Consider the following 26216-nt stretch of genomic DNA (forward strand, 5'->3'; position numbering starts at 1 on the left):
GCTTAGAGGGCTGGGTGGGAGAGTAAGGATCGGCTCGGCTTCGATCCCGCCAATCCGCGGTGGCCCGCCTCGCACCGAGAGTCCCGCGCCGTCGCCACGAACCTTTACAAGGAGTCCCTTCGCGGCTGCCACGGCGTGCCCTCCCCCAAAATGAACCATGGCGCCCGACCGTCCGCTGCGGTCAAGCCAAGGTTCCAGCCACGCTTCGACTGATCTTTTTGCCGACTAGGCAACCATGCCGGCTGCGACGAAAAGATCGGTCGAGGCGTGGGCCATGCATTTCTAAAATAACCATCGGTCCACCCGACGCGCATATCTGTGAGCACCTTCACATACGTCGAACACCGCTTGCGCTCAGATGTTGTAACGGTGGCGTCGACGACTCCTACCAAGTACGGCGTCCGAAGCTGCTGCCGGATATGCGGTTCTCGAGGAGAAATTTCGATCACCTAGCCATTTTCAGGTTTGCTGTCTGCGCGCTGGGCACCTCCCACCCAAGCGCGCGGACGGCGTCCAAGGATCGGCCCGCAACCGCCAGTGCGCCCGGTCTCCTTACAGTTTGCCGGCTTGTCCGTTTTCGGCGTGTCGAGCGTGACATTGAAACTCTGTCCGCCGCCTGCCGAGTTCGTTCAGCCACCATAGAAGGAGACGACGCTTTGATCGAGCACGCACTTATCCTACAATTTCCGTCTAACGAGAGGCGGAATCGTATCATGGCTACAAACGGCGCGGACGACAGGAACCTGCCGCGCCTGGCGCGCATCGACCCGCGCCAGTTCGACCTGCTGTTCGGCGGCTGCAAGCTGGAGCGCTATGCCGCCGGCCAGCATTTGTTCGTCCAGGAAGATACATCAGACCGCATCTATGGCGTGATGAGCGGCACCGTCGAGATTTCGATCTACTCGCCCGGCGGGCAGAAGCTGGTGGCCAATATCGAGCTGTCGCGCAGTCTCGTCGGAGAGATCGGAGCGCTGGATGGACGCCCACGCACGGCGACAGCCATCTGCCTCACGGCATGCGAGCTGGTGTCGCTGAGCCGGTCGCAACTCTTTGACCGCATTGAGAAAAATCCGCCTCTGGCACGCGGGATGATCGAATTGCTATGCGCGCGGCTGCGCTGGGTCAGCGGCGAGCTGGGCGACCAGGCCTTTTTCGGCATCGAGGCCAGGCTGGCAAAGCGGCTGGTGTTCCTGAGCGGCGTCATGGCCGACAGCGCCGGCTGGATTCCGATTTCGCAGTCGGAGCTCGGCGAATTCCTCGGCGCGACGCGTGAATCCGTCAACAAGACGCTGAACGACTGGCGCAGCCGGCAGATGATCGCCATCCGGCGCGGTGGCCTGCGCATCACCAACGCCGCTGCGCTGAACCAGATCGCCGAATCGCAGGACGACGACTGAGCAGTCAGGCTCGGCGTTTTCGCCGTAGCCGGCTCGGCGATTCGGCCGTAGCCTTCTCGGCAGTTTCGCCGCAGCTCCGTCGGCTCACCGCATCCGGAAAGCGACGAACGGCTTTTAGCGCACCCCGTCAGAGCCGCGAGATCAGGTAGCGCAGCGCCGCGCGGCTTGGCATGAAGAAGTAGCCGCCGCCCTTGGTGGAGACGAATTGCGGCACATCCTTGAGCACGGTGACCTTTTCCCAGGAAGGGATCGAGAACCGGCCGCCGCCGCCTCGCGCGCCGATCGTCGGGTCCGTCTCGCCGACCAGACCCTGGAACGAGTTCGATGAGACCCAGGTCTGCTGGATGAACTCGTATTGGCGTTCGATATCCGCGTTGAGGCACATGAAGAGCAGGCCCTTCTCGGTCTTGCCGCCCTTATCCTTCTTCTCGTAGGTGCGGCCGACGCGCAGGATGCGGTGGCGCTTGCCGATCCTGATCTGCGTCTCGCGGTCCTCGCCAAGCGAATCGCGCGGGTTGGACCGGCGTATGTGCGAGCCGAGCGGACAGGCATGCCCCTGCGGGTCCTCGGCGCCGAGCGCGAAATCATTGTCGATGCCGCGGCCCGGGCGTCCGTTCGGATTGCGCACCAGCGAGCTGCCGTCCTGCCAACGGCCCAGCATCTTTGCCGCCACCCAGCGTTGATCGATGGCGGCGTCGCCAGTCTCCTCGGCTGCCTGCGTCGCGGCTTTCCTGCAGTAATCGTCGAACAATTCGACATGCTGCTCGAACTGGCGCACGACGAGGAAGGTGCCGTTGCGGCCGAAATCGCGCGGCGGAGGCGGCTGCCCCGGTATCTGGCGGTTGCGCCGCACCTGCGAAAGGATGCCGGTCCGATCCAGCGCCGCGTCCACCGACGGCGAAGCCGGGTAGAAGCCATGCTCGTCGCGATAGCCGAACAGGAACTCGCCCGGTGCCAGCAAATGCATGGGCGCGGCTCCCTTGGCGGCGCGCTGCGTGCCCCGGACGATCGGCTGCGAGACGCCGTCGACGAAGCCGAAATGCTCGACCGCCCGCTTGCCGTCGCGCCGCACCATCAGCGGCAGCTCGGCGGCCACGGACATGCCGGCGCCCGTCGTCTGTCGCTTCATGGCCGAGATCTCGGCCTTCAACCTGGCCGGTGTCTCGGCGTAGCAGACGATGACGATGTCGACGGGCTTGTCGGCCGAACCCCACTGCCATTTGTCGGGCGCGTCGGGGCCGGTGTCGTTGAGGATGCGGCTGCGCTCGGGCGTTCCCATGCCTTGCCGGAAGGCGACGGGAAACGTGTCCAGCGGCTCGTCGTCGACGCCGCCTTCCAGCCCAAGCCGGCGCAGTCCGTTGGGGCCGAACGCCACGGTCATGGCGCGGCCGGCAGGCACGCCGTCGCCGAAGCTGGTTTTGTCGATGACGGAATCGAGCCAGGCCTTGCGCCTCGCCGCCGTCAACCCTTCCGGCACCTGGATCGCAAGCATATGCGCATAGCCGAGCGCGCCGAAGGGTCCGAAGAAAATGGACTGGATTTCCCCGGATTCCAGCTCCTCGAGCGGCGCAGCCGGCGGTTCGGGCAGGCTGGTAGCGTCCGCCGGCTGTGCTTGCGGCCGCGGCAGCGAACCGAACAGGCTCAGCCAGTCGCGCGCCTCGTTGCCGGTGGCCGAGGCGATGCCGCGCCTGATCCTGGAGTTGATGCGGATGCGCGGTGTATTGAGGTGCGGATAGGCACTGTACCAGAACAGCGTCGGCACCTGCTGGCGTCGCGCCCAGCGCTTGAAACGATCGCCGTCGCGCGCGCCGTCCAGGAACAGCCAGCGCGTGCGCGGATAGCCTTCGGTGTTGCTCCATACGCCAGTCAGGCCGGCCGAGGCCTTGGCAATGAAATCCTCCAGATAGCTTTCCCAGCTGCCGCCATAGTTGGAGAAGAACACCAGCCTATCGGTGCCGGGCAAAAGCACCCAGCGGGCGAAATGAATGGTGTTGATGGTGGCGAGAAAGCCCGGCCTGAAAACTTTCTGCGCCGATATCGAGATCAGGTAGAAGGACAACCTTAGCGCCAGGCGTCGCAAGATGCCCGCCTTCATGGTCGAGATCGCCGTCAGGTTGTTCTGTGCGGCGTGGTCCTCATTGGCGAGGATCTTTTCCAGAGCACCGATGTCGACGGGCGTGTTCGCCGGCTGGTCCTTGTCCTCGAGCCGTCGCAACGCCAGGAAGCAAAGGCCCACGAACAGGGCGAGAATGGCCAGCAGACCGAGCACCGTAAGCAGGAGCGCGGCACCGGCGATCGCGATGTTGGCGAAGGTGACGCCATGCGGGTTGCCGAACACGAGCACATAAGTCAGGCGCCAAAAGGCAAGAACGACGATCGCGACAGTGGCGAACATCGCCGGCGTCAGCAGCGTCGTGGTCAGCGCGCTCGACCAGTGGCCAGGCGGCTTTTCCAGCAGGCTTTCGGCGGGCTCGAACGCCCAGCCGAATTGCCCGAGGCAGCGGACATGACGGCGCGCCTCGGCCAGCACGTCCATCGCGTTGCCGGCCCCAGCGCGCGGCTTTTCGGCGATCTCGCGCACGCTGTCGGCAAGCTTGGCCTCTGCAAGGATGCGGCGCACAGAATGGCCGGGCGTGCCAGCGAAAACCAGCCCGGCGGCGCTGCCGAAGGACGGCGATATCTCGATATGGTTCTTCTTCAGGAAGTCCTCCAGCGAGCCGCCGTCCGGCAGGCCGCAGACATGCCTGAAGATCGGCCGCAGCCGGTGCCCGATCGATTGCGCGATGGCGGTTATGACATCGTCGGTGCTGCCGTCGCCGGAGATTTCGAACACCAGCGCGCCGGTCTCGATCCCCGTTTTTTCATCCTTGCCGGTCGGAGCGACGGCCAGGCTGGTGAAATGTATGGTGCCGACCTTGTCGAGCGCGGCGCTGAGCTCGCCGATCGCGGGATTGCCGAGATCGGCGACCTTGTCGCGCACCGCATCGAGCGGCAAGGAGCGGGTGATCGGGCAGACCACCGTCACCATCGACTGGTCGGCTGTGCGGCAAAGCGGCGAGCGCTCGAAATCGACCTTGAGGCTTGCCGGATAGGCGCCGACATTGACCATCTTGCCGGCCCTGCCCCGCGCGCGGCCAAGCTTCGGTTTGCTGAACAGGGCGCGGATGCATTCGCCGATCTGGATGCGGGCGATCTCGGCGCCGATGCAAAGATGGATGCCGTAGCCGAAAACCATGTAGTCGCGATGCGGGCGCGACGTATCGAACTCGTTCGGCCGCTGCACGATCTCCGGATCGAACATCGCCGAAAGCGTCGCCGGCATCACCACGGTTCCGGCCTTCACCAGCCGCTCGCGGCGCGTGCCCTTACCGATGACCGCGTCACGCCTTGTATAGCGCCAGGGTCCGATCCAGATCGGCTTGAACCGCATGGCTTCCATGATGGCCCGGTCGAGTTTGCCGGTATCGCCGGCGGCAATTGCCTGATCGACGGCTTGCCGTGCATCTGTTCGCGACAGGATCACATCCAGGCAATTGCTGCCGGCAAGCACATTGGTCGGCACAAAGCCGGCGACCATGCCGAGCATGATGGAATGAATGTCGGGCAGCGACAGGCGCCCCTGGTCCATCAACGCGACGAGGCGGGCAAGCGGCCGGTCGTCCTTGCCCGCCTTTTCCCTTATCGCCGTGATCGAGCGGTCTATGATTTTGATCAGCCGGTCGCCGCCGACCACGGCGAGCTGACGCGTGGTGGGACTTGCCGTCGGGTCGGAAAAGAACAGCGCGCTGAGCGCGATCGACCAGTCGGCGAACTCGCTTTCATCGTCGATCTCGAGGCCGAAATAATCGCGGCAGATGCGCACCGGCACGATCTTCATCAATCCGGCGATGGCATCGAAGCCAGGGCTGGCGCGGGTCATGATGTCACGCGAATGGCGCTCGGCGATCGGCCTGACGGTGGCTTCGACCTCCGCCGGCGGGAAAGCGCTCAGCACCGCCGATTTCATCTGCCGGTACGCGGCGCCGTCCTGCATGCCGAGAATGAAATTCGAGCCCCGGGCGAGCTCGGTCATCTCCGGCCCGTAGGGCGTCTCGAACTCGTCGCCCCGCTCCAATATGTCACGAACATCCGCGCCCTTGGTGACGAGCAGGAAATTGCCGAAGCCGAGATTCGGCCAGAAACGGCGCAGAAGCGCCAGCAGCCAGCGCGGATCGCCAAGAAGAAAACCGGCGATGCGCGAAGCAACGCTGCTCTTGGAACGCAGCCGGTCGATGTCGAACGGCGGCATTTCCGCAACCGGACGCTGGCTCTTCTGAGCGGCTCGGACTGCGGCAAAGTACTTCAACATGATCATGCGCGTTCAAGCCCCCCGGCTGTCCACGTCAATGCGATGCCGGCATCCTGTTTGGCCTAGGTTTGCATCGATCCGGCGTATGTGAATTCGGTCACAGTCATTTGCTGTCGGCCCCGGCGATCATGCTGCGGACTTGGCCAGATCAAAATTGCCGATCAGGAAATTGTTCTTGGCCGGATCGACGAACGGTATCCAGCGTATCCTCTGCTCCGAAAAGTCGGGGTGCCTGGTCATGAAGATCGCAAGCTCGCGCGCCGCCTCGTCGCATCGGCCACTTCTCATCAGGGCGCCTATCTTCAGGAATCTCGCGTAAAAGTAACCTGGCGAAAGGTTGAGCGAGCGCTCGGCGGTCGCGATCGCGGCCGGCCAGTCTTCGACGAAGCAATAGGCGGCGGCCAGTTCCCCCAGATTGTGGAAGCGATAGAGGTCGAACGGGCTCAACCGCTCGGTGTCGAGGAAGAACGATATCGCGCCCTTGGCATCGCCAAGCAAAAGGTGCGCGCTGCCCATGGCCGAGCGGGCGAAGGCGAAGCTCGGATTGATGTGGATCGCCTCGGCAAGATGCTCGGCGGCCAATGCCGGAAGGCCGCGCATGATGTCGGCCGCGCCGAGATAGGCATGCGGACGCGCATCGAGGCTGTCCATCAGAAGCGCCTTGCGCGCAAGCGTCTCGACTTTCTCCAGATCGTCACTGTCGCCGAAACGCAGCCAGGCCCGCCAGAAGTACCACCACGCGAGTTCGTTGAGCACGGCGCTCGAATTCGGATCTTCCCGGTAGCCCTTGTCGAAGAAGTCGAGGGCGATTTCGGTGTCGCGCCGCGTGCGCCTGTTCATATGCCAACGGCCGCGCCTGACCAATTGCCAGGTTTCGAGGCTTTCCCACGGCACCTGGAACGTGCGCGCCTGCTCGGCGCGATCGACCTCCTTGTCGAGGATGGAAACGATCTCGCTGCCGATCTGGTCGCGCAGGCTGAAGATATCGACGAGATCGCGGTCGAAGCGTTGCGACCAGACCAGGCGTCCGTTCGAGGTGTCGGTGAGCGATGCGTTGAGGCGAATCTGCCTATCGGAGCGCGCCAACGTGCCGCTGACGATGTAGCGGGCGCCCAGCGCGTTGCCGATCAGCCTTGTGCCGAGGCTGTCGTCGCGAAACTGGAAGCTCGAGCCCTTGGCGATGACCGAAAGCCAGCGCGTGTTGGAAAGGCCGTAGATGATGTCCTCGGCGATACCGTCGGCCATATAGCCGACATCGGGTTCGCTTCCGTTGCCCTGGAACGGCAGCACGGCGATTGCCGGTGGACCTTTGGTGATCGGCCTATAGTGACCGGACGCGGCGGGGATAGAGGCGAACGAAGCCGCCGCGATGGGGCCGTTGCCGCCACGACCGGCGATCAGGACGTGCACCGGCAGGGCGATGTTCTTCAGGCTGAATTCGCCGAGATCGGTGAAGACCGCCGCCGTCTTGTCCCTCACATGGTGCCATGTCGTCGCCGAGATGGCGACGCCGTCATGCGGCGCGAATTCCTGAAGCCTGGCGGCGATATTCACGTCGTCGCCGTAGAGCCGACCCTCCCGGACGATGACGTCGCCCGTGTTGATCCCGGCGCGAAACTGCATGCGCATGTTCTCGGTGACCGCCGCATTCAGCGCCACGATCCGGGCCTGGAAGTCGAAGGCCGCCCGCAAGGCTTCGATCGGATTGCCGAATTCGGCCATGATGCTGTCGCCGGCATCGCCGAACGTGCGCCCGCCAAATGCGCCGCAACTGCCGGCGATGATGTCGCGCCTTTCCTCGAAGGCGGCGACAGCCAACTCGTCGTCGATGCCCATAAGCCTCGAGAACCCTACGGCGTCGATCGAAATGATTGTCGCAAGCTGACGGGTATAGTTCCGTTCAGCCATGGTCGAGCCCCCAGTCCCCTGCTTCCAGTCCAGAACAGGCGACCTGCGCTCAAAAGAAACGCGTCGCCGTCTGCCGACGGATATCCCGGCAGGTCCGGCGCGCGGTTGCCACCCTGTTATGACCAGAATTCTATCAGGGTCTTGCCGAAAGCTCTACCACGAACAGCTAATATGACGAACTCTCCATCCGGCGCATGGTTAGTCGCTCGTTACGTCGGGTGACACACTCGCATCGCGTCGTTACAATCTGAAATTATTAGCTTTTTCACCCGCAACTAATGCTCCCCTTGCTCCTCTTGCCAAGGATCCATCGCATCGACGCAAGTGCTGCAAAAATGCGTTATTGCGGCCTTTGCGGAACCAACCCGCCTGGGTACGAGTTTCTGACGGCACTTACGCCGACGAGATTTGAGGGCTCTCATGCGCACGTTCGTTTTGGCAACCGGTATCGCTTTATTCCTGATCAGTGGACAAGCCTTCGCGGCGGACAACCAGACGCTGCCGCCGCAAAATGCCAAGAAACTCTCGGAGATCGTCGCCAAGGTCGAGCACCGCGCCGACTTCCACTATGTGAAGGAGGTCGCCTGGGATAGCGACGGCTACACCATCACCTACTACACGACGGACAAGGCCAAGGTCCAAATCACTTACGATCCCGTGACCGGCGAACCCAAATAGACCTCGGTCGGTTGCTTGGCTCCGCCATTCCCCGGGGCCTGCGTTCGGCATAGACTCGATCGCCGAAACAGGCCGGACCGGGAGGACAGACATGCGGCTTCACATCTGCGCAACCGCCTTGCTGCTAGCCGCATCGATGCTTGGGACATCGGGCCAGGCACGCGCGGATGGCCCCTCCTTCGATTGCCGAAAGGCGCGGTTGCCCGCCGAGAAGGCGATCTGCGCCGATCCGCAAATGTCGGCCATCGATGCTTTGGTCACCAAGGCCTATGCCGGTTTTGAGCCCGCCTTCGGCGGCGACAAACGCGGGATCGCCCGCGGACTGGTCGCCGATCGGAATGCCTGCAAGACGGACGCAGCCTGCATCGTCAGCGCGCAGAACAATGCACTGCAGACTTACGGCAATGCACCGCCTTGGGTGCAGGACTACAATATAGCGCTGATCGGCAAGAAGGCGCTCGACCTTGCGGCAAGGACGCCGAAGCCGGCAGATCAGCCCCTGCCCGCGTCGATCGGACAATGCGGCTTCACCCATATCAAGGCGCTGACGACGAGGCTGGGCGACGACCCGCTGGAAACCGCCAGCCCGGAAGCCGGCAGCGCGGCGAGATTTACCAATGGCGGCACGGCGGTTTCCTATGACCGCGAGCCGGGACTGGCGAGTTCCAAGGTCGGTGATCCGGTCGTCATGTGCCTGATCGCGATCCCGCGCGACTGTCCGAAAGACGATCTGCGCGGCAGGGTCTACTACGCCGTCGACCTCGCCGCCAAAGGCACATGGGCCCTGCCCGACTCCCAGCATCTGTGCGGCGGCGCCTGAAGACCCTGACCACTCGTTGCGGAACCGGCGCGACGGACCGCCCTTGCATCGTCACAACTTTGGTGGCTGACTGCCCGCCATGATTGCGGGCACGGGGGTGCATGGCAATGATTAGCTACGTCCTGAAGCGCATCCTGATGGTGCTCGTCGGCTATCTGGTCGCGGTGCTTGTCGGGTTGATCGCGGTGGTGGTGATCTACGCGATATTGAGCGCGCTGCCCAACGCGCCGGGCTACTTCGAGCTCATGGAGTTCACGCCCGTCGCCGTGTTGGTGGTGCCGCCGCTCGCCATGTTCGTCTACTTCCTGACGATCATCCTGACCGGAATGCAGACGCTGGTTTTCGCCCTGATCGCCGAGTTCTTTTCGTTGCGAAGCTTTTGGCTGCACATGCTGTTCGGCGCTGCTGCCGCCGCTGCCGGTTTCATGCTGATCTGGCCCGACGCGGCCGATGACCCGGAACGTTGGGCCGACACAGGCATCATCGCCGCCGCCGGCCTCGTGGCCGGCCTGGTCTACTGGCTTATCGCCGGGCGCGACGCCGGCTTCCGCCGACCGCTTATCAAAGCACTTCCAAGAAACGTGTGAAGCGGTCAGGTTCGTCGGCTTCGCCGTGGCCTTCCGTCAGGAATCGCTTGAAACCAGACCGCCCTCAGCTTGACGGCGTGCGCACCGCTTCGGTCGCGTCGAGCGCCTGCATCAACTTGGAATCGCGGTCATAGACGTCATCGAAATACTCGACCTTGCCCGACGTGTCCGGCCAAGCGGTGAAATAGGCGACATAGACCGGGATGACACGCGTGACATTCTCCGTCGAATGGCCGTGCTTCAACTTTTCGGCGACATCGTCGACCGTGGTGCCGAGCACAGCGGCGGCCATGCCGCGCGGATCCTGCAACCGCACGCAGCCATGGCTGAGCGCGCGCATGTCGCGGGCGAAGAACGACTTCTGCGGCGTGTCGTGCATGTAGATGGCGTGCTTGTTGGGGAAGAGGATCTTCAATTCGCCCAAGGCATTGGCCTCGCTCGGCTGCTGCCGCACGCTGAAGGGGATATTGGCGCCATACGCACCCCAATCGACCGCCGAGGACGGGATCTTCTTGCCGCGCGAATCCGTCACCTCGTAGCCGGCGCGGTCGAGATAGCCTGGATCGCTGCGCAGCCGCGGCAGCATCTCGTTGACGATGATCGACTGCGGCACACCCCAATAGGGATGGAAGTCGACCTGCTTGATCTGGTTGTAGAAGAAGGCGGTCTGATTGGTGACCCGACCGATGACGACGCGGGTCTTCAGCTTCTCCGCGCCATTGTCGATATAGCTCGCGGTAAAGGCCGGCTGGTTGATGAAGACGCGCGGGCTGCCGAGATCCGACGGCATCCAGCGCAGTTCCTCGAGCGCCACCTTGACCTTCTCGACCTTGTCGGCCTTCGACGTGCCGGCCAGCGAAGCCACCGTGCGCGGGCCGATGACGCCGTCGCCCTTCATCCCGGCGCGCTGCTGCACGGCCTTGATCACCGGCACCAGCTCGGGGTCGTAGAGTTCGCTCTTGCCCAGCCTGCCGAGCACCTCGCCGTAGCTGCCGCCCATCTCGTCATCGAGATTGCGGGAAATCAGCGTCAGCAACTTCGGCAGCTCCGGGCTGCTTTCGCCGGGCTTGAGCAGGAGCTTGGGATCGACGACGATCTCGTTTTCCTCGCTCGCCTCGAGCGCTTCCAGTTCGACGCGCAGCGCCTGGTACTCGGGATTCTGCGGGTGGCGCGATTCGAGATAGGTGCGCACCTCCTGGGTATGCGCCAGGGTCTTCAGCGCGCCTTCGAGATCGAACGGCTTGGCGGGGAAATCATAGTAACCGGTCATCCGGTTGGGATCGACGCGGCCGTTCTGGGCATCCTGCGCATAGCGCAGCACGCGTGCCGACAGCGCCATCTCGAAGCGAACCAGTTCCTTCGTCCGCTCTTCCGGCGTAGCGGCAGTCGCGGCGGCCGGAATATCGACAGAATAGTCGGCCGGCATCAGGCCGTAGCTCGCCGCCTCGCCCAACACGCGGACCGCATCCTGCGCCCGGCTGTTGGCGGCGTTGTCGCTCACCCAGATGAAATCCGGATTGGCCGAATAATAGGCGATCAGCGCCTTGGCGATATCGGGCTCCGCAAACAGCTCGTAATCGCTCAAGCCTGCGACGGCATCGCGGAAGCTGTTGCCCGTCACCGACGGGACAAAGGCGGCGTCCTGCGCGGTCGCCGGTTGCGGTGCCGGCAGAAGCGACTTGAAATCGACACGCACGAGCTTATCGGCCCTGTAGGTGTTGTAGGTTGGGCTGCTGATCCTGACACTGCCGCCACCCTCTCCGTCAGGCGAGGGTCGTATCTTGCGTGGCTTGGGCGGTGGCGGAAATTCGCCTTGCGGATTGTGCCGGATGCCGCCGCCGAACAGCATGTCGAACAGCCCTTGCGCGCGTGCCGGCTGCTGTCCGAAGGCCAGTGTCGCCGCGATGGCGATCGGCAGGACGGTTTTCTTGTTCACAAGGATTTTCATGCTTCACCCGCACCGGTTGTAACCGGTTCCCGTTCCGCGCCGCTGGACGGTCCCGCCCTCCGCATGGCGGATGTATGACGTGACTATACCGATTCATACCGATTTCGTTAAGCTTCCATAAATTTTCGCGGCCGTGTTGCAGAACAGTTTCACATCGTTGTGAGGCCCGGAGCAGCGATTTGCTCCGGGCCTCACGCGCCCGCCAAGGCGCGGAAAAACAATCAGGCGTTGGCGCCGCCATCTATGGTCAACGAGGCTCCCGTGACGAAACGGCCCTGCGGGCTCGCCAGCCAGGCCACCATTCCCGCGATCTCCTCGGCCTCGCCCGAAACGCGGCGTCGCCATCTTCCGACGCTGGTGCTCCGCATGCGGCCCGTTGGCGGGGTTCATGTCGGTGTCGGTGGAGCCTGGATGCACGATGTTGGCGGTGATGCCGCGTGGGCCGAGGTCGCGCGCCAGCGCCTTCGTCAGCCCGAACAGCGCCGCCTTGCTGGTCGAATAGGCGCTGGCGACCGTTGCCGGCGCCATGGCAGCGTGGGCGACGATGGCCGGCGCTAGAGCACGATCCCGAAAAGCGGGAAACGGTCTTCGGAGAAAGATCATGCTCCAACAAAGAGTTAGGTCGTGATGGCGATTCAACGAAACGCCATCACGATCTAGCGCCCGCCCCCGTGACAAACGCCGGGCTTTGTGATCGAAATTTCGGCGGCCGCAGCAAGCGCGGCCGGGAGGATTTGCCGTGAAGAAAGGTTATCGCCAGCTTCTCGACGAGGCGAACGCCGAGATCGAAGTGGTTTCGCCGGAGGAGGCAGCGGGGCTGCTGGAGCACGACGACACCATCTTCGTCGATCTGCGCGATCCGCGCGAGGTCGAGCGCGATGGCAAGATCCCCGGCGCCAAGCATGTGACGCGCGGCATGCTGGAATTCTGGATCGATCCCGAAAGCCCGTATCACAAACCGTTCTTCGCCAGCGGAAAGACCTTCGTGTTCTTCTGCGCCGGCGGCTGGCGCTCGGCTTTGGCCACCAAGACGGCGCAGGACATGGGCCTGACGCCGGTCAAGCACATCCTCGGCGGCTACACCGCCTGGAAAGCGGCCGGCCTGCCGATCGAGCCCGGCCAGAAGAAAAAGGCCGACTGACAAAGGTTTTCCGCAACGTCCGGGATCGATCGACCCAATGGTTTTCTGGATAGCGAGTGCGTTTGGATTTGCGGTCGCCTATCTGCTCGGTTCCACGCCCACCGGCTACGTGGCCGGCAGACTGCTCAAGGGCATCGACATCCGCGAGCACGGCTCCAAATCGACCGGCGCGACCAACGTACTCAGAACCTTGGGCAAATGGCCGGCATTGGCGGTGCTGATTGCCGATGTGCTGAAAGGCGTGGCGGCGATCGTCTTTGTTCACTGGTTTTATCCCTGGTGCTACGCGATATCGTCCGCCAAGCCGCCGACGACGCTTGAACTACAGACCTTGGTGCCCTGGCTCGTTTGCCTGGCCGGACTTGCCGTGCTGCTGGGGCATGGCCGGTCGATCTGGCTGAATTTCACGGGCGGAAAATCCGCCGCGACGGGACTTGGCGTGCTGCTGGCGATGTCATGGCCGGCAGGGTTGGGCGCCGCCACGGCATTTGCCGTCACGCTGTCTCTTTTCCGGATCGTTTCCCTCAGCTCGATGCTGGCGGCGCTGACGGCGGTCGCGCTTGTCTGCGGGCTGGAGCAGCCATTGCCCTATCGGTTGCTGGTGATCGCGGGCAGCCTCTACGTGATCCTGCGCCACCGCGCCAACATTCAGCGGCTGGTGGCGGGAACGGAGCCACGCCTTGGCCACGGCGGCCCGGGGCCGAACGCAGGCCCGCAAATCTCCTAGAGCAGGGTTCTAGTGTAGGGTCGCTTCGCGCTGCCCGGTCACGAAACCGACCGCGCGCGCGATGACATCCCTGTCGGCGAGAATTCGGCGGTGGCCAAGTCCGTCGGCCCAGTGCAGGTGGACATGCTCGCCGGCGCCCGCATAGCGCTTGGCATGGTCGGCATGGACTTCGCGATCGTCGGGCGCGTGGATGATCAGCGTCGGCACCGGCGCCTCCGCAAGTTGGCGATCGCCGGTGAATTCATTGAGCGGCCGCCCCGAAAGGTGTTTCACCCTGTCCGCCATGGCGACGCGGGAGCGCGGCCCGACATTCATCATGCGACTGAAATCGTCGAAGATCGCCGGAAGCGAGCTCGGCGCGGCAATCAGCACCAGCTTCTGCGCCTTAAGCGGCGGCATGCCCCTGACCGACGCCGCGACGGCATTGGCGGCAATCGCGCCGCCGAAGGAATGGCCGACGACGGCGGCAAAGGGACCGAACCATTCGCCCGCGACCCGCGCCGCGTCCACTGCATTCACCATGTTGAGATGGCGGCCGAGCGAATGGCCATGCCCGGGCAGGTCGAGCGAGACGACCTTGTAGCCGCCACCGCGAAACCCTTCGATCAGGGCGCGCATATATTCGGTGCGCGAGCGCCAGCCATGGATGACGAGCACCGTCCCACGCGATTCCCTGCCCGGCTCCGGGCGGAATTCATGCACCGCCACGCAGTCTGTCCTGGTCTTCAGCCGGTGGTGGCGCGCCTCGGCCATGAAGTCGGCGGCCCGCTCGACCGCGCGGCGCTCGCCGTCACTCAAGGATTTGACATTGGGTGTGCGGCAAAACAATTCGAATGCGGCGCGGCCGCCGAGACGTGGCATGACATGCTCGGCCGCGCCAAAGACGCCGCGGATGACCTTCAATCCAAATGATGCCATATTGGCGATCCATTCATTCGTTCAAGCATGAACATAATAGTTCAAACATGAACATTAAACAAGAGCTGCCCTGGGACAATCCTCGCTTTCGCAACTGGGTTGCGGTGGCGCGCGCCTGCCATGTGCTGGAGCGCACCCTGGCGGTAAAGCTCGCCCCGCTCGACCTCAAGCCGGCGCAGCTCGACGTGCTGATGAACCTCTATCGCCACCCCGGCATGTCGCAGCACGATCTTGCCCGCAAACTCTTGGTCGGCCGCTCCAACATCACCATGCTGTTGCCGCAGCTCGAGGCACGCGGCCTGCTGCGCCGCGAGGGCGACGAGAAGGACAAGCGTGTGCTGCGGCTGAACCTCACCGAGGCCGGCGAGGCCCTGCTCATGAAGGCGCTGAAGGTGCACATGGCGCTGATCGAGAAGGCGATGAGCCAGTCGACGCCGGAACAGTGCGACTTGATCGGCGAGCAGATGCGCAAGATCTACGACGTGCTGAAGGAAGCCTGAGGCGGGAACCCGCGTCGCCAGGCGTATTGAGATTCAGGTCAGGCCGAGACGAAAACGATGGCTTCCGAGAACCGGAGCGGAGCGTACTTAAAGTACGTGAGCACCGGAAGCGCAGGAAGCCGCCATTTGCAGACCGGCATCACCTGAATATCGACCCGTCTCACCACATGGTCTTCTTCGCCCGCTCCGGCCATTCCTTGTCGTACTTCTGGCCATCGATGTTCTTGCGGCTGGTTATCTCGAGGATCTGGCCGGGCGTCGGCAGCGACTTCGGATCGACATGCTTGGCCGGGTTCCACAATTCCGAGCGCACGATGGCGCGGGCGCATTGGAAATAGACCGTGTCGACATCGACAACGGTAACCGAGCGAGCCGGCTTGCCGTCGACCATGAAGGATGCGCAAAGCCCGGCATCGGTCCTGATATGAGCGCGGCCGTTGACGCGCAGCGTGGTGCCGGAGCCTGGCACCAGAAAGAGCAACCCGACGCGCGGATCGCGAATGATGTTCTTCAGCGAATCGGCGCGGTTGTTGCCGCGCCTGTCCGGCATCATCAGCGTCCTGTCGTCGACGATGCGCACGAAGCCGGCGAGATCGCCGCGGGGCGAGCAGTCGAGCCCCTCGGGTCCGCTGGTCGCCAGCGCCACGAAGGGCGAGGCCTCGATGAAGGCGGCATATTCGGGAATCACATGGTCGAGTTCCTTGACGACCGAGGCCTCGCCCGGCAGCCCGTAAAGCGCCTCGATCTGTTCGACGGATGTGATGAGCGACATCTTTTTCGCCTCCTGACCTTTTGCCGGCGCTACTCCATCTCGGTGACGTCTTGACGACAGCCGGCTGCCGAAATTGGATTGCAACGCGCCAGGCTAACGGTCCCGGCTCAGTCCCTTCTCGGCCAACTCGGCGAGATAGGCGTTCCAGCGCTCCTCTCGCTCATGGCCGAGCGTATGCAGGTAGTTCCAGGTGAAGATGCCGGTGTCGTGGAAATCGTCGAAGGTGATGCGCACCGCATAATTGCCGACCGGCTCGATCTTGAGGATCGCGACATTGCGCTTGCCGGGGACCGTCACTCGCTGTTCCGGCGAATGGCCCTGCACTTCCGCCGATGGCGAGGCCACACGCAGCAACTCCGCCGGCAATTCGAACGGTTGGTGGCCGGGGAAGGTCACGGTCAAGAGCTTGCGGTCCTTCGAGACCCTGAGTTCCTTTGGCGCGGTCATGGCTGTCCTGTCTGGGTTGCGCCCTTCCCTACGCCGCTTCGCGCGATCCGAAAAGGACCATTAGGAAGCAGCCGACACGCGATGTCGGTCGGGGAATGTTACCAAAGATCAAGACCCTCTATCTTGAATGCGGCATTGGATCGTATCACATAGCTGTATATAACGAAGCCGCTCAGGCCATGGGAAACGCTTTGCAAATGGACATGATCGACCCCTTCGGTCGCACCATCAGCTACCTGCGCGTGTCGGTCACCGACCGCTGCGATTTCCGCTGCACCTATTGCATGGCCGAGGACATGACCTTCCTGCCGAAGAAGGATCTGCTGTCGTTGGAAGAGCTTGACCGGCTCTGCACCGTTTTCATCGAAAAGGGCGTGAAGAAGCTGCGGCTGACCGGCGGCGAGCCGCTGGTGCGCAAGAACATCATGCATCTGGTGCGCCAGCTCTCCCGGCATCTGGAAAGCGGCGCCCTGGAAGAGCTGACGCTGACCACCAATGGCTCGCAGCTTTCACGCTTCGCCTCGGAGCTCGCCGATTGCGGCGTCAAGCGCATCAACGTCTCGCTCGATACGCTCGATGCCGAAAAATTCCACCAGATCACGCGCTGGGGCAATCTCGGCAAGGTGATGGAAGGCATCGATGCCGCGCAAAAGGCCGGGCTGAAGATCAAGCTCAATGCGGTTGCGCTGCGCGACTTCAACGATGCCGAGATCCCCGAGCTGATGCGCTGGGCGCATGGCCGCGGCATGGACCTCACCCTCATCGAGACAATGCCGATGGGCGAGATCGAGGTCGACCGCACCGACCAGTATTTGCCGTTGTCGCTGCTGCGCGCCTCGCTGGAGCGCCAGTTCACGCTCTCCGACATTCCTTACAAGACCGGCGGCCCCGCCCGTTATGTCCATGTCGCCGAGACCGGCGGCCGGCTCGGCTTCATCACGCCGATGACGCATAATTTCTGCGAAAGCTGCAACCGCGTGCGCCTGACCTGTACCGGCACGCTCTATATGTGCCTTGGCCAGGAGGACGCAGCCGATCTGAGGGCACCGTTGCGCGCCTCCGAGGGCAACGAACTGCTCGACGCGGCAATTGACGAGGCCATCGGCCGCAAGCCGAAGGGCCATGACTTCATCATCGACCGCCGCACCAGCCGTCCTTCGGTATCGCGGCATATGAGCGTCACTGGCGGCTGATTTTTTCTTCGGCTTGATGCATGATCATCTCCGGCCCAGCGGCCGCGGGGGGTATCATGCAACGTCTCATTCAAGTGTCCTCTGCGGCGATTTCATTGTCTGCGCTGTTGGTCGTGATTGCACCGGCGACGGCCAAGCCATTCACCTACGTCAACGCGCGCTTCAGCACGGTGTGCACTTTCCCGGATCAGATCTTCACGGAACGCATGCCCGAGCCGGAGAACGGCGACGGCCTGGAGTGGCACAGCGCTGACGGCGCCAGCGTGGCCTGTTACGGCAGCTACAATGCGCTCGACGACACGCCCAAGAGCCTCGTCGAGAACGAAAAGTCGAGCCTCGAGCCAGGCGAGAAAGTGACCTACAGCAGGACCGGCAAGAACTGGGCGGTGCTGTCGGGCACGAAGGGCGACAAGATCTTTTATCGACGAAGCGTGTTCGGCAAGGAGGACGTGATCCACAGCGTCTTCATCGAGTATCCCGCGGCGCTCAAGGCGAAATACGACCCGCTGGTCGGCGCCATTGCCGCCAGCCTTCACGAGGCGTCCGGGCAACACTCGAAATAAACCCTTTTGCGCCGCCTTCCGCCCGATTTACCACCAGCCTTTTCCGGCCTAGCCTTCGAAGCGCGATTTTCGCTCTAGGGGGAGTGCCATGCGAACATTCATGCTTTCACTTGCAATGCTTGGGGTTGCCTCGATACCTGCGGCGGCTCAATCGATTGGCGGCACCTACACCGTCGCCGGCACCAACTTCGACGGCTCGAAATATGACGGCGAAGCGACCATCACGCTGACCAGCGAGACGACCTGCACCATCCATTGGGAAACCGGTGGCTCATCCTCCGACGGTATCTGCATGCGCAACGACAACGCCTTTTCCGCCGGCTACGTGATGGGCAAGGAGATCGGCCTTGTCGTCTACAAGGTGGAAGAAGACGGCACGCTGAGCGGGTTGTGGACCATCGCCGGCAAGGACGGCAGCGGCACCGAGACGCTCACACCGAAAAAATAACCTTGAAACACTGGTCGGTTGACAAATGGGCCGCGGAAAGATCCGTGGCCCATTTCTTTGGCGTTGCTGTTTCCCGGTCACCTGTTAGAGGCTTGATCTAAGTAAATCCGGAAACGCCTTTGCCCCTCTCGCCAAATCTGCGCGGCGCGCTGTTCATGATCGTGGCCATGGTCGGCTTCACCTTGAACGACGCCATCACCAAATTCTCTTCCGAATCGATGAACATGGCGCAGGTCATGCTGGTGCGCGGCGCCTTCGCGTCCCTGTTCGTCGGCCTGCTCGCATGGAAGCGCGGCGCGCTCGCCCATCCGGCGGCCATGCTGCAGCCGATGGTGGCCATGCGCGTCGCCGGCGAAGCCGGCGCCACGGTGTCGTTCCTGATCGCGCTTGCGCATCTGCCGATCGGCAATGTCTCCGCCGTCATGCAGGCGCTGCCGCTGGCGGTGACCATGGGCGCTGCCTTGGTATTCGGCGAAGGCGTCGGCTGGCGACGCTGGACTGCGATTGCCGCCGGTTTCGTCGGCGTGCTCATCATCGTGCGACCGGGTTTCGAGGGGTTCAGCGTCTATTCGCTGGTGGCATTGGCCAGTGTTGCCTGCTGCGCGGTGCGCGACCTCTCCACCAAGCGCATCCCCGAGGCGATCCCTACCATGCTGGTGTCGACGGCGACCGCGCTTGCCATGACCGTGCTGGGCGCGCTACTTTTGTCGCCGATGGGCGGCTGGACGCCGATCAGCGGCCGGGCGACAGCGCTGCTGGCGCTCGCGGCGGTGCTGGTGCTCATCGGCTATCAGTTCATCATCATGGCGATGCGCTCGGGCGACATCTCCTTCATCGCGCCTTTCCGCTACACCGCCCTGCTCTGGTCGATCCTGCTCGGCCTCGTCATCTTCGGCGACGTCCCCGACCTGCCCATGACCGTCGGTGCCACCATCATCATCGGCTCCGGCCTCTATGCGCTCTACCGCGAACGCGTCGTCGGCAGGCGGCAACCTGCCGCCGAAAGCGCTGGACCCGACATGGCGCCGGACGGCATATAGGCCGATGGACCGAGATGTTGCGGGGATCATCCTGGCGGGAGGCCAGTCGCGCCGGATGGGCGGCGGCGACAAACCGTTGCTTTCATTGGGCAAAGACAGGTTGATCGATCGTGTCGCCGCGCGATTGAATCCGCAGGTCGCCACACTGGGGCTCAGCGCGAACGGCGATCCAGCGCGATTTGCCGCCATGGGCCTGCCGGTGCTCGAAGATACGGTGCCGGGCCATGCCGGGCCACTGGCGGGCATTCTGACCGGCCTCGAATGGGCGGCAAGCCAGACAAGCTGCCGGTGGCTGATGAGCGCCGCCGGCGACACGCCGTTCTTCCCCGACGATCTCGTCGAACGCCTGGTCGCGGCGGTTCACGACCGGCCAGGCGCGATCGCCGTCGCCAGTTCGGACGGCAGATGGCACCCGACCTTCGCGCTCTGGCCGCTCGGCCTGCGCGACGCCTTGCGTCATTTCCTTATCGACGAGGACAACCGACGGGTTTCCGCCTTTATGGAGCGCCAAGGCCATGTCGAGGTCGAGTTCCCCATGATCGAGGCCGGCAATCAGAAGATCGATCCGTTCTTCAACGTCAATACGCCGGACGATCTTGCGGCGGCGGAGCGTCTGTTGCAAAGCCTCGGGTCATGAGACGCGTATTCGGCATCACCGGCTGGAAGAACTCCGGCAAGACGACCCTGACGGAAAAGCTCGTCACCGAACTGGTGGCGCGCGGCTGGACGGTTTCGACGGTGAAGCACGCCCACCATGACTTCGACATCGACAAGCCGGGCGCCGACAGCTTCCGCCACCGTCAGGCGGGCGCCACCGAGGTCGCAATCGTCTCCGACCGGCGCTGGGCGCTGATGCACGAATTGCGCGGCGAGAACGAACCGACGCTGGACGACATCCTGGCGCGCCTGGCGCCCTCGGACATCGTGCTGGTCGAAGGCTACAAGCGCGAAGCGCACAAGAAGATCGAAGCAAGGCGGATCGAGGCCAAGGACAGGACCCCGCTTTCGGCCAACGATCCCAACATTGTCGCGGTCGCCGCCGACTTTACAGTCGAAGGCGAAGACCTGCCGGTTTTCGACCTCAACGACACCAAATCGATCGCCGACTTTGTCGAGCGCAGCACAGGTCTCGTGGCTCAAGCCAAGTAACGCAGCGGCACATCCCGATTGTCGTTTGCCGTTGATTTGCAGTTGCTTTTTTCTTGGAAAGAGTGGGAGTATCCGCCTCAGCGGGCGGTAAAGAAGCACCGCCCACAAGAGCCGCATGGGACAGCGGCCATGACAATATGAGAGGATTATCATGCGTATTGCACTGCGTATCGCGCTTGCCGCTTCGGCCGCGCTGCTGACACTTGGCGTCGCCCAGGCTCAGGAGAAGACCCTGAGGATCGGCACCGAAGGCGCGTACCCGCCCTTCAACAACCTGACCTCGGACGGCCAGCTGGTCGGCTTTGACATCGATATCGCCAAGGCTCTCTGCGACGAAATGAAGGTGAAGTGCACCTTCGTCGCGCAGGATTGGGATGGTATCATCCCGGCGCTCCAGGCCGGCAAGTTCGACGCCATCGTCGCCTCGATGTCGATCACGCCGGAGCGCCAGGAAAAGGTCGACTTCACCCACAAATACTACAACACCCCGTCGGCGATCGCCGTGCCGAAGGATTCGCCGCTCAAGGGCGTGACCAAGGAAGACCTCGCCGGCAAGAACATCGGCGTCGCCACCACGACCACGCACTACAACTACGCGTCGAAGACCTTCACCGACAGCACCATCAAGGGCTATCCGAGCAGCCCCGAGGAACAGGCTGACCTCGCCAATGGCCGTCTCGACGCCATCGAGGACGACATCGTCGTGCTGCAGCAGTGGCTGGATTCGCCGGACGGCGCCTGCTGCAAGATCCTCGGTCAGCCTTCGCCGCAGCCGGTCGAGATCTTCGGACCGGGCGCCGGCATTGCTGTGCGCAAGGGCGAGACCGATCTGGTCAACAAGCTGAATGCCGCGATCGACGCCATCCGCAAGAACGGGAAGTACAAGGAAATCAACGACAAGTACTTCAAGTTCGACGTCTACGGCGCCGAATCCTGACAGCTACGCCAGGGCGGTGAGGTACCCCTCGCCGCCCTCCCCTTCTTCCGGGATCGCCACGGAGACACGACCCGTCAATGCCGGCCCAAAGCATTTGGACACTTCTCAGCTGGGGACCGGACGGCTGGAGTGACGACATTGCGTCTGGCGTTCTGGTCACCATTGCGTTGGCGCTCGCCACATTGCCGATCGGCCTGGTGATCGGCTTCTTCGTCGCCTTCGCCAAGCAGCATGAAGAGCCGTCGCTGCGCCTGGCCGGCAACATCTACACCACGGTCTTTCGCGGCCTGCCGGAACTGGTGACGCTGTTCCTGTTCTTCTTCGGCATGCCGCTTCTGCTGCAATACCTTGTCCGGCTGTTCAATCCGGACGCGACGATCGACGTCAACAGCTTCGTCGCCGGCATGATCGTGCTGGCGCTGATCTTCTCTTCCTACGCCAGCGAGGTCTTCCTCTCCGCGTTCCGTGCCATTCCGAAAGGCCAATATGAGGGCGGCTACGCCATTGGCCTGTCGAAATGGCAGACGATGCGGCTGGTGATCCTGCCGCAACTGCTACGCATCGCCTTTCCGGGCCTCGAGAATTGCTGGCTGAGCCTGCTCAAGGACACCTCGCTGGTTTCAGTGGTCAATCTCGCCGAGACCTTGCGCCAGTCCGGCGTCGCGGCGCGCGTCACCAAGCATTCCTTCCTCTTCTACAGCGTCGCGGCGCTGATCTTCCTGGCGCTCGCCGTCCTGTCGTCGATCGCTACCAGCTACATCCTCCGTCATCTCGGGCGGAGGGCGATACGATGAGCGTCAGCCAGGCTATCGCCATCGACAAGCCGCCGCCGCAAGCGCGCGGCTGGCCGCGAGCCCGCGTCCTCGGCTATGCGCTGGTCGGCATCTGGATTCTCTTCGGCGCCGGCATCGTGGCCTATCTGGTCTATGCGTGGAACGCCGAGTTCTTCGCCAGATACGCCCCGGCCTATCTGCAGGGCCTGGGAACCACCCTGTCGCTGGTGAGCATTTCAATGGTCCTCGGCGCGATCCTCTCGCTGCCGGTCGCCTATGGCCGTATGTCGAAGAACCCGATCTTGTCCGCGCTTGCCTATTGCTATGTCTATTTCTTCCGCGGCACGCCGCTGCTCGTGCAGACCTACCTGGTCTATTACGGCGTCGGCTCTTTCCGGCCAGAGCTTGAAACGGTCGGGCTGTGGTGGTTCTTCCGCGAAGCCTTCTATTGCGGCGTCTTTGCCTTTTCGCTCAACACCGCCGCCTATCAGGCGGAAATCCTGCGCGGCGCCATCGAAAGCGTGCCGCGCGGCCAATGGGAAGGTGCGGCCTCGCTCGGCCTGCACACATTGCAGACGCTACGCAAAGTGGTCCTGCCGCAGGCGATCATCGTCGCGCTCAGACCGTACGGCAACGAGCTGATCCTGATGATCAAGGCCTCGGCGATCGTCGCCATCATCACGGTCTACGACCTGATGGGCAATGCCAAGCTCGCCTATGCGAAATCCTTCGACATCCAGGCCTATATCTGGGTGGCGATCGTCTATCTGGTGATGGTCGAGATCCTGCGCCACGGCGTAGAATGGATCGAGCGGCGTATCACCATCCACCTGCATCGATAATGCATGTCGCCTTAAAGTGCGCAGCGGTTTTAGGGAAACGACATGCATAAAACAAAGACTTGGATCGCCGCGCTCCGGCCGCCTGCACCAGTCGATGCGGCGCTGCGTGCCTTGACGAATTTTTCGCATGGCCTAGACCTTCCGCCACTGAAATCTCTGTTTTGTTGGAAGGCAGGCTTATGGCATCGGTTGCATTTCTCGGTCTTGGCGTCATGGGCTATCCGATGGCCGGGCACCTCAGAAACAAGGGCGGCCATGACGTCACCGTCTATAACCGCACCAAGGCAAAGGCTGAGCAGTGGGTGGCCCAGCATGGCGGCAAGCTGGCGCTGACGCCGGCCGAGGCTGCCGAAGGCAAGGACTTCGTCTTCTCCTGCGTCGGCAATGACGATGATCTGCGCTCGGTCACCACCGGTGCCAACGGCGCCTTCGCCGCGATGAAGAAGGGTTCCGTCTTCATCGACAACACCACCGCCTCGGCCGAGGTCGCGCGCGAGCTGGACGAAGCTGCGCGCAAGGCGGGCTTCTCCTTCCTCGACGCGCCGGTGTCCGGCGGCCAGGCCGGCGCCGAGAACGGCGTGCTGACCGTCATGGTCGGCGGCGATCAGGCCGCCTTCGACAAGGCGCGGCCCGTCATCGACGCCTACGCCCGCATGGTCGGCCTGATGGGCTCGGCCGGCGCCGGCCAGCTGACGAAAATGATCAACCAGATCGCCATTGCCGGCCTCGTCCAGGGGCTGGCCGAGGGCATCCATTTCGGCAAGAAGGCGGGGCTCGACATCGAGAAGGTGATCGAGGTGATCTCCAAGGGTGCGGCCGGCTCCTGGCAGATGGAAAATCGCCACAAGACGATGAATGCCGGCAAATACGATTTCGGCTTCGCTGTCGACTGGATGCGCAAGGATCTCGGCATCTGCCTGGCGGAGGCCAACCGCAACGGCGCCAAGCTGCCGGTGACGGCGCTTGTCGACCAGTTCTACAAGGACGTGCAGGACATGGGCGGCAAGCGCTGGGATACGTCCTCGCTGCTTGCGCGCCTGGAAAAATAGGCGACGATGACCCTGCCCGATCCAAGCTGGACCGCCGACGACATCGTCGCTCATTTGCGCGCGATCGGCATTGAGGAAAACCGGGCCGGCATGGCGCGCTTCGGCATCAACACGGCGACCGCGCTTGGCATCGGCAATTCCGACTTGCGACCGCTGGCGCGCAAGCTGAAGAAGAACCACGAGCGATCGCTTCTGCTGTGGGACAGCGGCATCCGGGAGGCGCGGCTGATGGCGGCCTTCACCCGCGAGCCAAAGAAGGTCGGCATCGATCAATGCCGGCGCTGGGCCGCCGATTTCGACAGCTGGGAGATCGTCGACACCGTTGCCGACCTGTTTGCGGAAACGCCGTTCTGGCGCGAACTGGTCGACGAGTTTGCCGAAGACGAACGCGAATTCGTCCGCCGCACCGCCTTCGCCATGCTGGCCTGGAGCGCGGTGCACCTCAAGAAGGAGCCGGACGCGACCTTCCTTGCCTATCTGCCGCTGATCGAAAAACATGCCGGCGACCCGCGTAATTTCGTCCGCAAGGCGGTCAATTGGGCGCTGCGGCAGATCGGCAAGCGGTCGATGAGCTTGCACGCCCCTGCCCTTGCGCTGGCGGAAAAACTGGCCGCATCGCCGGACAAGACGGCACGCTGGATCGGCAAGGATGCGGTGAAGGAACTGACGGATGCCAGACAGCTCGAACGCCTCGCAGCCGCAAAAGCCTGACCTTGCAGGCATCCGCTTTGTCGAGGTGACGCCGAAGACACGCGCCGACTTCGAAAACCTGTTCGAGCAGCCGGGCGCGCCGAAATATTGCTGGTGCATGGCATGGCGCCATTCCAGCCGCGAGCACATCCAGAACGACGAGAAAAAGCGCATGATGATGGCGCTTATCGATGCCGGCACCCCGGTCGGCATCGTCGCCGAGTTGGACGGCAGGACAGTCGGCTGGTGCTCGGTCGCGCCGCGCGAGACCTATCGAAAACTGTCAAAGCAGCAGGACGACGCTGAAACCCGCATATGGTCGATCGTCTGCTTCTATGTGCCGAGGGCCTTGCGCGGCGGCGGGCTGGCCTCCGCTTTGCTCGATGCCGCGATCGACCATGCCTTCAGCAAGGGTGCGCATATAATCGAGGCCTATCCCGTCGACGAGGCAGCACCCAGCTATCGCTTCATGGGTTTTCGCGACATGTTCGTCGCGCGAGGCTTCGATGAGGTCGGCACCGCCGGCACGCGCCGGCATGTGATGCGGCTGAACCGTTGAGCATGCATCGGTCACGACGCTTTTACTCGATTCCGCGAATGGACAGGCGGAGGATGGAGCGACCATGAGCAAACGTTTCAAATCATGCGCGACGCTGGCGGCCGGGTTCCTGTTCGTTGCCTCGGGAGCCGATGCCGCGGCCGATGTGGCGCATATCTTCTGGAAGGATCTGCGCCCCACGACGCAGGCCGTTGCCGAGGACGCAAACCTGCCGATGATCGCGGCAAAACTGCCCGACCACGGCGAGACCTTGTCACTCAATCTGCAGGACAAGACGATACAATTAGCCGGCTACGCATTGCCGGTCGATCGTGACGGCGAGACCGTCTACCAGTTTCTGCTGGTGCCATGGACGGGCGCCTGCAGCCACATGCCGACGCCGCCGCCGAACCAGATCGTGCTGGTGACGCCGGTTCATCCCTACAAGATGAAAGAGACCTACGAGCCGGTCGCCGTCACCGGCGTGCTGAAGCCCGGCATGGAAAAGAGCCAGCTCTTCATCCTCGACGGCGTCTCGATCGTCCAGTCGGGCTACACGGTGCGCAAGGCCGAGGTAGCGAGCGTCGACAGCGTGCCGGACACGGTCACGCTGCCGGTCAACTCGCCGTGGAGTTTCCTCAAAAAGAAGAAGAACTAGAGCGGGATGGGATTACCACCGGTCATATCCAGAGTTTGCGAAGTAGTTTGAGCACTCGATCGGTGTGACACCGTTGAGGATCTGTCCGATCGCCTGGCAGACGGTTTCGACCGTGCGACTTGCGGCCTTTCTGAGCCAGTGCTTG

26 protein-coding genes and 1 pseudogene are annotated in these 26216 nt (G+C 63.2%); 20 read left to right on the forward strand and 7 right to left on the reverse strand.

What is annotated here, in order from left to right; genetic code table 11:
* Positions 1–713: 713 nt before the first annotated feature.
* Positions 714–1397, forward strand: a complete 684-nt coding sequence (locus AC0YKC_RS30355; protein WP_320295637.1) for a Crp/Fnr family transcriptional regulator — start codon at positions 714–716, stop codon at positions 1395–1397.
* A gap of 127 nt (positions 1398–1524) precedes the next feature.
* On the opposite strand, the gene AC0YKC_RS30360 is transcribed toward AC0YKC_RS30355, so the two are convergent.
* Both AC0YKC_RS30360 and AC0YKC_RS30365 read right to left on the reverse strand, forming a co-directional pair.
* Complete coding sequence (locus AC0YKC_RS30360; protein ID WP_488513710.1) at positions 1525–5751, reverse strand: cytochrome P450; 4227 nt, start codon at positions 5749–5751, stop codon at positions 1525–1527.
* Positions 5752–5871: 120 nt separating this feature from the next.
* Positions 5872–7653 (reverse strand): adenylate/guanylate cyclase domain-containing protein, encoded by a 1782-nt coding sequence (locus AC0YKC_RS30365; protein WP_488513711.1) that lies wholly within the window; start codon positions 7651–7653, stop codon positions 5872–5874.
* Between the two features lie 420 nt (positions 7654–8073).
* Between AC0YKC_RS30365 and AC0YKC_RS30370 the strand changes: the two genes are divergently transcribed.
* From AC0YKC_RS30370 to AC0YKC_RS30380, 3 genes are all read left to right on the forward strand, one after another.
* Positions 8074–8331 carry a PepSY domain-containing protein gene (locus AC0YKC_RS30370; RefSeq protein ID WP_320295640.1) on the forward strand — a complete coding sequence of 86 codons (258 nt, stop codon included), beginning with the start codon at positions 8074–8076 and terminating at the stop codon, positions 8329–8331.
* A gap of 91 nt (positions 8332–8422) precedes the next feature.
* Positions 8423–9151, forward strand: a complete 729-nt coding sequence (locus tag AC0YKC_RS30375; protein ID WP_488513712.1) for a lysozyme inhibitor LprI family protein — start codon at positions 8423–8425, stop codon at positions 9149–9151.
* Positions 9152–9288: 137 nt separating this feature from the next.
* The gene (locus AC0YKC_RS30380; protein WP_430699248.1) at positions 9289–9738 is read left to right on the forward strand and encodes a hypothetical protein; all 450 of its coding nucleotides are present in this window, start codon (positions 9289–9291) and stop codon (positions 9736–9738) included.
* 64 nt (positions 9739–9802) lie between these two features.
* On the opposite strand, the gene AC0YKC_RS30385 is transcribed toward AC0YKC_RS30380, so the two are convergent.
* Positions 9803–11686: a L,D-transpeptidase family protein gene (locus AC0YKC_RS30385; protein WP_488513713.1), complete on the reverse strand. Its 1884-nt coding sequence runs from the start codon at positions 11684–11686 to the stop codon at positions 9803–9805.
* Positions 11687–11907: 221 nt separating this feature from the next.
* Positions 11908–12193 (reverse strand): annotated as a pseudogene (locus AC0YKC_RS30390) (SDR family oxidoreductase); the annotation flags it as partial.
* Positions 12194–12425: 232 nt separating this feature from the next.
* Between AC0YKC_RS30390 and AC0YKC_RS30395 the strand changes: the two are divergent.
* Together AC0YKC_RS30395 and plsY are read left to right on the forward strand one after the other, a co-directional pair.
* On the forward strand, positions 12426–12827 hold the full coding sequence (locus AC0YKC_RS30395) for a rhodanese-like domain-containing protein (protein ID WP_434722651.1): 402 nt from the start codon (positions 12426–12428) through the stop codon (positions 12825–12827).
* 37 nt (positions 12828–12864) lie between these two features.
* On the forward strand, positions 12865–13554 hold the full coding sequence (plsY, locus tag AC0YKC_RS30400) for a glycerol-3-phosphate 1-O-acyltransferase PlsY (RefSeq protein WP_488513714.1): 690 nt from the start codon (positions 12865–12867) through the stop codon (positions 13552–13554).
* 9 nt (positions 13555–13563) lie between these two features.
* Here the strand turns inward: plsY and AC0YKC_RS30405 are convergent, their stop codons facing one another.
* Complete coding sequence (locus AC0YKC_RS30405; protein WP_488513715.1) at positions 13564–14472, reverse strand: alpha/beta hydrolase; 909 nt, start codon at positions 14470–14472, stop codon at positions 13564–13566.
* 47 nt (positions 14473–14519) lie between these two features.
* Between AC0YKC_RS30405 and AC0YKC_RS30410 the strand changes: the two genes are divergently transcribed.
* Positions 14520–14972, forward strand: a complete 453-nt coding sequence (locus AC0YKC_RS30410) for a MarR family winged helix-turn-helix transcriptional regulator (RefSeq protein ID WP_320295647.1) — start codon at positions 14520–14522, stop codon at positions 14970–14972.
* 160 nt (positions 14973–15132) lie between these two features.
* Here the strand turns inward: AC0YKC_RS30410 and AC0YKC_RS30415 are convergent, their stop codons facing one another.
* Positions 15133–15744, reverse strand: coding sequence for a pyridoxamine 5'-phosphate oxidase family protein (locus AC0YKC_RS30415; protein ID WP_488513716.1), 612 nt, complete (start codon positions 15742–15744; stop codon positions 15133–15135).
* A 93-nt stretch (positions 15745–15837) separates the two neighbouring features.
* A complete protein-coding gene (locus tag AC0YKC_RS30420) occupies positions 15838–16191 on the reverse strand; it encodes a gamma-butyrobetaine hydroxylase family protein (protein ID WP_320295649.1) in 354 nt (117 codons plus the stop codon).
* Between the two features lie 197 nt (positions 16192–16388).
* On the opposite strand from AC0YKC_RS30420, the gene moaA reads away from it, so the two are divergent.
* The 13 genes from moaA to AC0YKC_RS30485 all read left to right on the forward strand — a co-directional run bounded on the left by moaA (position 16389) and on the right by AC0YKC_RS30485 (position 26071).
* On the forward strand, positions 16389–17384 hold the full coding sequence (gene moaA / locus AC0YKC_RS30425; RefSeq protein WP_488513717.1) for a GTP 3',8-cyclase MoaA: 996 nt from the start codon (positions 16389–16391) through the stop codon (positions 17382–17384).
* A gap of 95 nt (positions 17385–17479) precedes the next feature.
* The gene (locus AC0YKC_RS30430; protein ID WP_488513718.1) at positions 17480–17947 is read left to right on the forward strand and encodes a hypothetical protein; all 468 of its coding nucleotides are present in this window, start codon (positions 17480–17482) and stop codon (positions 17945–17947) included.
* A gap of 88 nt (positions 17948–18035) precedes the next feature.
* Positions 18036–18395: a hypothetical protein gene (locus AC0YKC_RS30435; protein WP_434722656.1), complete on the forward strand. Its 360-nt coding sequence runs from the start codon at positions 18036–18038 to the stop codon at positions 18393–18395.
* Between the two features lie 119 nt (positions 18396–18514).
* On the forward strand, positions 18515–19435 hold the full coding sequence (locus tag AC0YKC_RS30440) for a DMT family transporter (protein WP_488513719.1): 921 nt from the start codon (positions 18515–18517) through the stop codon (positions 19433–19435).
* A 4-nt stretch (positions 19436–19439) separates the two neighbouring features.
* A complete protein-coding gene (gene mobA, locus AC0YKC_RS30445; RefSeq protein WP_488513720.1) occupies positions 19440–20072 on the forward strand; it encodes a molybdenum cofactor guanylyltransferase MobA in 633 nt (210 codons plus the stop codon).
* Positions 20069–20584 (forward strand): molybdopterin-guanine dinucleotide biosynthesis protein B, encoded by a 516-nt coding sequence (gene mobB / locus AC0YKC_RS30450; RefSeq protein ID WP_320295655.1) that lies wholly within the window; start codon positions 20069–20071, stop codon positions 20582–20584. The genes mobA and mobB overlap by 4 nt, the downstream gene beginning before the upstream one ends.
* Before the next feature lie 151 nt (positions 20585–20735).
* Positions 20736–21521: an ABC transporter substrate-binding protein gene (locus tag AC0YKC_RS30455; protein ID WP_320295656.1), complete on the forward strand. Its 786-nt coding sequence runs from the start codon at positions 20736–20738 to the stop codon at positions 21519–21521.
* A gap of 77 nt (positions 21522–21598) precedes the next feature.
* Entirely contained in the window at positions 21599–22315 is a 717-nt protein-coding gene (locus tag AC0YKC_RS30460; RefSeq protein WP_434722659.1) for an ABC transporter permease, read from the forward strand.
* Entirely contained in the window at positions 22312–23136 is an 825-nt protein-coding gene (locus tag AC0YKC_RS30465) for an ABC transporter permease (protein WP_434722660.1), read from the forward strand. Before AC0YKC_RS30460 ends, AC0YKC_RS30465 begins: the two co-directional genes overlap by 4 nt.
* A 179-nt stretch (positions 23137–23315) precedes the next feature.
* Positions 23316–24185, forward strand: a complete 870-nt coding sequence (locus AC0YKC_RS30470) for an NAD(P)-dependent oxidoreductase (protein WP_488513721.1) — start codon at positions 23316–23318, stop codon at positions 24183–24185.
* A 6-nt stretch (positions 24186–24191) separates the two neighbouring features.
* Complete coding sequence (locus AC0YKC_RS30475) at positions 24192–24896, forward strand: DNA alkylation repair protein (RefSeq protein ID WP_488513722.1); 705 nt, start codon at positions 24192–24194, stop codon at positions 24894–24896.
* Positions 24856–25434: a GNAT family N-acetyltransferase gene (locus AC0YKC_RS30480; RefSeq protein WP_320295661.1), complete on the forward strand. Its 579-nt coding sequence runs from the start codon at positions 24856–24858 to the stop codon at positions 25432–25434. Before AC0YKC_RS30475 ends, AC0YKC_RS30480 begins: the two co-directional genes overlap by 41 nt.
* Before the next feature lie 64 nt (positions 25435–25498).
* A complete protein-coding gene (locus AC0YKC_RS30485) occupies positions 25499–26071 on the forward strand; it encodes a DUF3299 domain-containing protein (protein ID WP_434722663.1) in 573 nt (190 codons plus the stop codon).
* Positions 26072–26216: the final 145 nt, after the last annotated feature.

The sequence above is a fragment of the Mesorhizobium sp. CNPSo 4661 genome, assembly GCF_057784215.1.